The organism is Alcanivorax sp. S6407 (assembly GCF_023016115.1).
In the GTDB taxonomy this organism is placed as follows: Bacteria; Pseudomonadota; Gammaproteobacteria; order Pseudomonadales; family Alcanivoracaceae; genus Alcanivorax.
Genome location: NZ_JALKBH010000012.1, coordinates 23218 through 30278, shown reverse-complemented (window position 1 = coordinate 30278; position 7061 = coordinate 23218). Strand labels below are relative to the sequence as shown.

The window sequence follows — 7061 nt, the reverse complement described above, 5'->3', positions numbered from 1 at the left end:
TAGTGGCTGCCATGAGAAAGCTGGTGCAGATTGCCTACGGGGTAATCAAACACCAGAAGGAATATACCCCGCAAGTCGCCTAGAGAAGGCTTGCAGGGTATGGAGAGAGACGGTATCTACGGCATGCTTTAAAAGATCTGATAGGTTTCCAGGTACTCTGCCGGAATGGTGAGCGGATAAAGCTGCCCGGCCAGCGCCAGCACGATAAGCAAGCCGGCCACCGCCCCCGCCAACAACATGCCATAGCCCAGCAGATTCCTGTTCGGCAACGCCAGCTTCTCTCTCAACAACCAGTGCAGTGCACAGGCCACATGGCCAAACACCGCAACCACTGCCAGAAAATAGTAAGGCACAAAGAAATACTGGAACGGATTTACGTGCATCCCCGCTGCCGCGTAATAGACGTTGGTATCCAGACCCAGTACCAGACGCCCAAACAGCACAGCGCCAACATGATTCAGGAAGAAGAAGGCCAGATAGGCACCCGACAGGGCCTGCAACCGATCAAAGAAACCGGATCGCTGCCCCCAACGCCGACGCAGGAACACCAACCCGGAGCCCACCTGGAACAGAACACAACCGAGCAGCAGGGCTTCTACCAACGTCTGACGGTAAATGCTCCTGAACGACTCCATGAAGCCGATATGCGCATCCACACCCTGGATAGCAAAAAGATGATTAAGCAGATGAACCAGAATAAAGCTCGCCAGTACGCAGGCGGAAAGGCGATGAAGTTTGTGCAGCATCAGAAACGTCCTTTTTCAGATGCTGCATTGATACACACTGTGCCCGACTGTGCAGCCGACAGCAGAGGGAAAAATGTATAACTGCTGCTAATCGAGACTTTTAATCCGGCATTCCCCCAGAGCGCGCTCAACCAGATCGTCACACATCGCCACCACATCCGGGTTATGGAATTCTGAAGAAATCAGCTCACCGGGGATTAGCCCTTCGTCCCAGCGGGTCGCCAACACCAGGAACTCACTGCCCTCATCGGTATCTTCGATAATCTCCAGCACCGCCCGCGTCTGATGAATATAAAGATCACGCAACTCTTTCTCGCAACGGACACGCTCAACAGCAGCCTCCGTCGTACACTGGTATCCGTTCTTCTCAAGGAAGCTCTGGATACTAATCAGCAACTCTGAAGCATCCCCCTTTCCTGACTCGATCACCCTGATGGCATCTCCAGCCACATTGGTGCAGCCCGACAGGACCACCAACATGGCAGCGAAAAATACAGCCAAAATTCTCACTGATCGTCCTCCATCTCTACCCACACCCAATCCCCATCATCCCGGTGTTCAATCCTGTCGTAATCATATCGATATCCCTGCGCGGTCAGGAAGAACCCGCAGTAAGCGTCAAGAAACCCTTGCGGAAATATCACTCCGGCATCTTCCATATGCGTGATCGGCAAGGGGGCACGCTCTACTGGTAACGAAAGCGTACTGGCGATGGCTTCCGTCAACAAAGGCATGAGCGTACCTGCCAGATCATTGGGATCCGACTCCAGATCAGCAAGGATCGAAGCCAACGCACGCGCTTCACGCCTGAGCCTGTTTTTATCGATTTCAGTCAGGCTTCCTCGGGCATTGAGGCGAACAAACTGCATCACCCCCAAGCCGCATCACCCATTCTTGTCCAGGATGTCCGTGGCGATGCCATCAATACTGCTCTGGTTCTTTTCTTCCCAGTAAGCCCGGATGCCTTCGTCACCTTTCTTCCTGGCCCAGTTACTCAACAGATCCCGGTCACCCACATAATCAAACAACGGCACAGCCATACCACAGGACGTCTGCACAAGATCAATAGCCAGCCGAAAAATCTGTCGGGCGCCTGGCATGTCAGGAAACAATGAAGCCAACTCCTCCCACTCAGCATCATTGCGATGCACCGCCGTGGCAGAACCATACAAGCGAAGAATCATCGGGCTGCCCTCAAATGCGGCAAACATGATCGTCATGCGAGGATGTGTTTTCACATGCGCAGCGGTTTCATTACCACTGCCGGTCACGTTCAACCAGGCCACCGTGTTAGCATCGATGACACGGAATGAATCCATCCCCTTGGGTGAGATATTGACGCGACTATCCGCGGTGGCTGTGCCGACGAAGAAAAGCTTCTGATCGGCAATGAAGTCGATGTGCTTTTGGGAGAGAGACGGGTATTGCTGGCCCATGGGGATCCTGATAATTCTCTAGCTGAGGTGGTGGAGGCAATCAGCACAGAAACATAGTTAATTACGGCTGCTTACTATCTTTAATGTTACTCTCAACAATGCCCCGCACGTATTCCTCTTTATTGAAGGGCCTGCTAATCCAGGATTGATAGGTAGCATGGTTGAGCATTTCATTCCGGGGCAGCGCCTTTGTAACTTTGCCTGTCATGCTTGGTGACACCACATTAACCGTTGGTGTAAATCCATCCATAAGCAGTGTTGAAATCTGAGTAACCCCACAGGTGATGCAAGTCACCCACAATACATAACCATCGTTTGTGGCAAAGTAGTAATAACCAACAGGACTTTTTACCGGAATTCGCTGAATATCATACCGTTCTTCTATTTCCCTACCGAGACCTGACTCAAGCTCCCGAACAAAGCTGGCCATTGAAGCAGACTCAAAATGTTCCATAAACGTTGATAACTGCTTTGCTTGCTGCCTGGTCGCTATTTTTACTAAAACAGGATTTCCATCACTGCCAACCAGATCTTGAAGAGGATAACTGTCATTTTTTTCACGGTATTCTTCAATAAGTCCTGACCAATACGCCAAATGCTCCAAGCGGATCAAGTCAGCATCATTCTGATAGTCACTACGCAGACCTGTCGCACAGCCACCAAATGCGAACACGAGGAGAAGAATCGTTACTTTCTTGGTTGAACCCATAACGAAATATTCGATTTCACCTTGCAAGTAGACTTATAAAATTGTGGCAATGGAGCCGGGTCTTGCATCGTGCATCCAGGGCGCAAGATGCGAGATCTGACCCCAATTTCTCGAATCAACAAAGCTATGGATTAATTAATTTTCTTAATTCTCCGGGATTTGGCATGCCATCTTCAAAAGAATATAGAGACCCAAATCCAAACAAACCCATGACCTTATCAATCTTTTTAATATCATCCATTGACAAATCCTTTCTCCATCCATCCAAACGGACACCTTTCTCAAAAAAACTTTGATCTTTTGATGTTGTCGATGACGGAGAGAAAACCTGTTTAGAAAAACCTCTATCCTGAAAGTCATCACTTATAAAACTATATATTTCCCTTATTTCATTTTCAGGACTTAAAACGAGGCTTTCATAAAAGACGACCTTTATTTCACCAAACGAAAACTGCTGAAATGGAACGAAGTAATTGAATGCCCAAAGAAAAGCCAACCTCTCAATGTCCGTGTCCGCCTTTAAATACTCTTTGATCAACCCTTCTTCAATATCGCTGACAAAATCAACATTATCGATAAGTCGACGCCTCGATACACTGCCATCACCAAAGCCTGATCTTAACCACGAATCAATTACCGCACACGGATGACGAACCAGAAGCACTATCTTCATTTCCGGGAAATTATTATTTAACCATTTCAAAAAGAAATTAGCGCGAATGTCTTTTATCAGCCTTCTTGAAGGAAAAATTGCTTTGTTTTCCTTGTTTATCCAATCCGAACTTACATTTCCACTGATAATATTTCTGGCCGAGGCAAAAAGATCAGCATCCTTGTGATCAGGTCGAAGATAGGTCGGATTAACAAACATCTCCGCCTCACTCACCAGATCGGATCTGAATGGCTCAAACATTACTCTATACGTGTTTTTATAGTTGATAAGATTAGAAAGAAAAGTGCTACCGCTTCTTCCCATGCCAGCCAGGAAGACAGTGTCCTTTTCTGAAACACCCGAATCAAAAACAACCTTTCTTGAAAGATATTTTCTCACCCCAACCCCGCATACCATTACATAAAAGGGACTATTAATTATTAGGGTCTTCTCTCAGCCCTTCTCCGCTCAGCGTACAGGGCTAGCGGCATCAAAATCTCAAACCTGGGATCAGGTCTTGCATCGTGAATCCTGGGCGCACGATGCAAAGCCTAATCCTTGGATGCATAACGCCGCCAACAACGGCAGACTTGTGATTGTGGCTTTTGTGCAATAATGGCGAAGCCATGGACAAAAGGCGCAAGCGCAAGGCTGTCCAGAGAGCGCAGCGAACGATGTTACTTGGCCTTGTTATGCGCGACTAGGAAATTAATCAAAATCTTCTTCCCATGATTTGAGGCAAACCTTTTTATCGGTTTTATTCACCTCAAAAGACACGCTAAACCCCTCCCAAATCTGGGATTTGAGCCAACGTATTGCCATTGCACAGTCTTGTGCCTCCCAGTCAGAAATGAGAAATTGATAGCGCTCGGATTCGTTGCCCAATTCACGCAACAAATCTTCTGCTAATTTTTCAGCTTCTTCCTTTACGTTCACAATCTTTCAAACCGCATAACGCCCGCATTTGCGGCTGTTTTGGAGCGCAGCGGAAAACCAGTCCGACAACATGCGCTTGTTAGTTTCATGCAACACTTGAAGTCGCAAAAATAATTTGTTCCGAAATAAACCTAATTAGAGGCACATCCTTTACTAAGGTCTTATCGTCACGAAATGGTGTATATTTGGATTTTTCTGATTCCTTACTGTGAACTATGGAGTTTCTATTTTTGTATATTCTACCGGCAAGATGTTTAAATATTAGATCTTCATCATCTCCCTCTAAATCAACAACAGGCGCTGATGAAAAAGCAACTGGTGACGTTTTATAGTAAGAAACTAGAGAGTCATCATAATCATTTAGTTTTTGGTTTAAATCTGACAGGTCAACATGCTTTACCAGTGTTAATCTGAGGCCTTCTTGCTCGCTAAAAGTCATGCTGTCGTCACGCATCTTTATGGACTTGCCAATATCTTTAATCAAGGATGATATGTCTTTTTTACGCTTATACGAAAAGTCTGGATGTGTAAGCTTATTCCTAACTTTTTCCACTAAGGCCTCATTGAAGATAGATTCAAAAAAATGTTCGACAATGTGGTAGTAGGAAATATATTCCAACATGGGGTTTTCAGTACCGACCGCGAGCTGATAATGATGTATTAAATCCGGGATATAAGTTCTTCTTGGTGGATCAATTTCATCAAGACTAGACCTGCGAGAACGAGTGATTCTGCCTGTTCTTAACAGTTCATCAAAATCCCGCTGTTGTACGAGCGATGTATCTGTGTTGTAAGTAATATTAAAAAGAAATGCAGATGAAAACTTATCGAATTCAGATACAGTTTTCTTTGTTTCAGAGGATAGCTTTAAGGTTAAACGCCCAGCTATAAATTTTTTAACCAACTCCAGCACACAAGGCTGCTCTTCTAAAACCCTTCTCATAACTGATCCAGGCATTCCGGGGCGAGCTAAAGCTCTGGGCTCGCCATATTCCGCAGCGTTTTTAATTAAGTAGAGAGAAAATTGATTGGAAGGTCGACCTAAAGTGTAAGTAATCTTGTTTTCTGGGTCTCCAATATCTAAAACAACATCATCTCCTCTGCTTCTTGGTAGAAACCTATGGAAGTGACCTTCCTCCCTAACTAATATTTCATAAGACTTATCATCAGATAGAACTGTCTCTGAGGTGGCGTCGTAAGATTTTAACCTCTCGACTTCGATCTCCAATTTTTCTTTGGTAAGAGTAATCGTGATATCTTCAAGCGAGCTAAACCTAGGCGTATATAAAAATGAATCGTCCGTTTCTTCTAGGTCAAATCTAAGTATCTCAGAAATCCAAATAGCAAAGTCATTTATATTTATATCTAAATCCATTTTATCTCCGATGGTACGGTGAGAAACTAACGCCCCGCGCAGCGGGCAAATTTTAGCGACGAAGGAGCGGAAATTTGATCCGCCTGCCGCGGCTTGTTAGGTGATTCCACCACTCTCTCCATTGCCGTTTTTCACCTTGAATATCACTGACAGGATAAACCATGCCACCACATAGCCAGGGCCATATAAAAGGCTACCGAAGACAATGCCCTGCATTGGGTGCCAGCCGCCTTGATACGACGACAAAGCCAAATAACCGAGCACCGATAAACCAATCAGGAACAATATGGCGTGCACTAAAGCCTTTTTCCTTTGAACGATTCTCACCAAGTCAAAGACCCATAGGGCTATAGGAACAAGGATCAAAACGACAAGGATTTCCATTCCCATGATTCACCTAACGCCGCGAGCAGCGGCCGAAGGTCCGCTTGCCTTGCCTGGTTAAGTGGTGACACACCAGCCTACCCAAGAACCAAGGTGTGAGCCTGCGAACCAGACTACATTTATGGCACCTGCAAGGACTCAAACCCTGAAGACACCCCCAACCTCAAATGTGGCCGCCCACAACGAACGGGAAAGCCGAGTCACAACCTCATATTCTTCTAACGGCATCCAAAAGCATGACTGTGGCACCAACTTGGAATCTTGCTCTGGAATAAATAAAGCAGAGCCATTTAACGCCCGGCTCACCGAGCAAATTTTGTTGGCGGCTTTTTTGGTACAAAAAAGGTGACAATGAAATTTGTCCGGTGGAGCCGCTTGTTAACTTATTAATTAGAATTCTACACGTGCAAGTTCACCGAAATAACAAGTTGGTCCCTTTGGACCCATTAGGTTCCCTTTTTTACCCGCATGTACCGAAACAACTCGATAGTCAGTTTCTTTCGTTTCTTCAAGTTGTAAACGTATGCATTCAATAAATGGACTGCCAATAATATCAAAGGTGACTTCTGGTTCTCCGTTACGCAGCGTAACTGATTCAAAATCACCAATTTTCCATGAGTTGCCTAGTTTATTTTCAAGTTGGCTATTTGTGGTTACGAATGACTTTGCGAAAACGAAATATGGTGCGTCTTCTCGCTCCATATAACCGTACCAGAAAATAAAGAGGCCAAAAAAAATAATTGTAGCGAGATTTTCTAGTCTTTTTTTGAGTTTTGGATTCATAGGCAGTTAACGCCCGCCTCAGCCGCCGAAGGTCGGCTTG

Annotated in this window: 10 protein-coding genes; all 10 read right to left on the bottom strand. The window is 45.6% G+C overall.

Annotation, left to right across the window (positions count from 1 at the left end; all coding sequences use genetic code 11):
• Positions 1 to 128 precede the first annotated feature (128 nt).
• The 10 genes from MWU49_RS17200 to MWU49_RS17155 all read right to left on the bottom strand — a co-directional run bounded on the left by MWU49_RS17200 (position 129) and on the right by MWU49_RS17155 (position 7021).
• Entirely contained in the window at positions 129 to 746 is a 618-nt protein-coding gene (locus tag MWU49_RS17200) for a hypothetical protein (protein WP_246974820.1), read from the bottom strand.
• 87 nt (positions 747 to 833) lie between these two features.
• Entirely contained in the window at positions 834 to 1256 is a 423-nt protein-coding gene (locus tag MWU49_RS17195) for a hypothetical protein (RefSeq protein ID WP_246974817.1), read from the bottom strand.
• On the bottom strand, positions 1253 to 1615 hold the full coding sequence (locus MWU49_RS17190) for a hypothetical protein (protein ID WP_246974814.1): 363 nt from the start codon (positions 1613 to 1615) through the stop codon (positions 1253 to 1255). The genes MWU49_RS17195 and MWU49_RS17190 overlap by 4 nt, the downstream gene beginning before the upstream one ends.
• Before the next feature lie 15 nt (positions 1616 to 1630).
• Positions 1631 to 2182: a pyridoxamine 5'-phosphate oxidase family protein gene (locus tag MWU49_RS17185; RefSeq protein WP_246974811.1), complete on the bottom strand. Its 552-nt coding sequence runs from the start codon at positions 2180 to 2182 to the stop codon at positions 1631 to 1633.
• A 61-nt stretch (positions 2183 to 2243) separates the two neighbouring features.
• Positions 2244 to 2891, bottom strand: coding sequence for a hypothetical protein (locus tag MWU49_RS17180; RefSeq protein WP_246974808.1), 648 nt, complete (start codon positions 2889 to 2891; stop codon positions 2244 to 2246).
• A 124-nt stretch (positions 2892 to 3015) separates the two neighbouring features.
• On the bottom strand, positions 3016 to 3942 hold the full coding sequence (locus MWU49_RS17175) for a sulfotransferase (RefSeq protein WP_246974805.1): 927 nt from the start codon (positions 3940 to 3942) through the stop codon (positions 3016 to 3018).
• A gap of 309 nt (positions 3943 to 4251) precedes the next feature.
• A complete protein-coding gene (locus tag MWU49_RS17170) occupies positions 4252 to 4479 on the bottom strand; it encodes a hypothetical protein (protein ID WP_246974803.1) in 228 nt (75 codons plus the stop codon).
• 85 nt (positions 4480 to 4564) lie between these two features.
• Positions 4565 to 5854, bottom strand: coding sequence for a hypothetical protein (locus tag MWU49_RS17165; protein ID WP_246974801.1), 1290 nt, complete (start codon positions 5852 to 5854; stop codon positions 4565 to 4567).
• Between the two features lie 96 nt (positions 5855 to 5950).
• On the bottom strand, positions 5951 to 6244 hold the full coding sequence (locus MWU49_RS17160; protein ID WP_246974798.1) for a hypothetical protein: 294 nt from the start codon (positions 6242 to 6244) through the stop codon (positions 5951 to 5953).
• Positions 6245 to 6628: 384 nt separating this feature from the next.
• Positions 6629 to 7021 carry a hypothetical protein gene (locus MWU49_RS17155; RefSeq protein WP_246974795.1) on the bottom strand — a complete coding sequence of 131 codons (393 nt, stop codon included), beginning with the start codon at positions 7019 to 7021 and terminating at the stop codon, positions 6629 to 6631.
• Between the last annotated feature and the right edge of the window lie 40 nt (positions 7022 to 7061).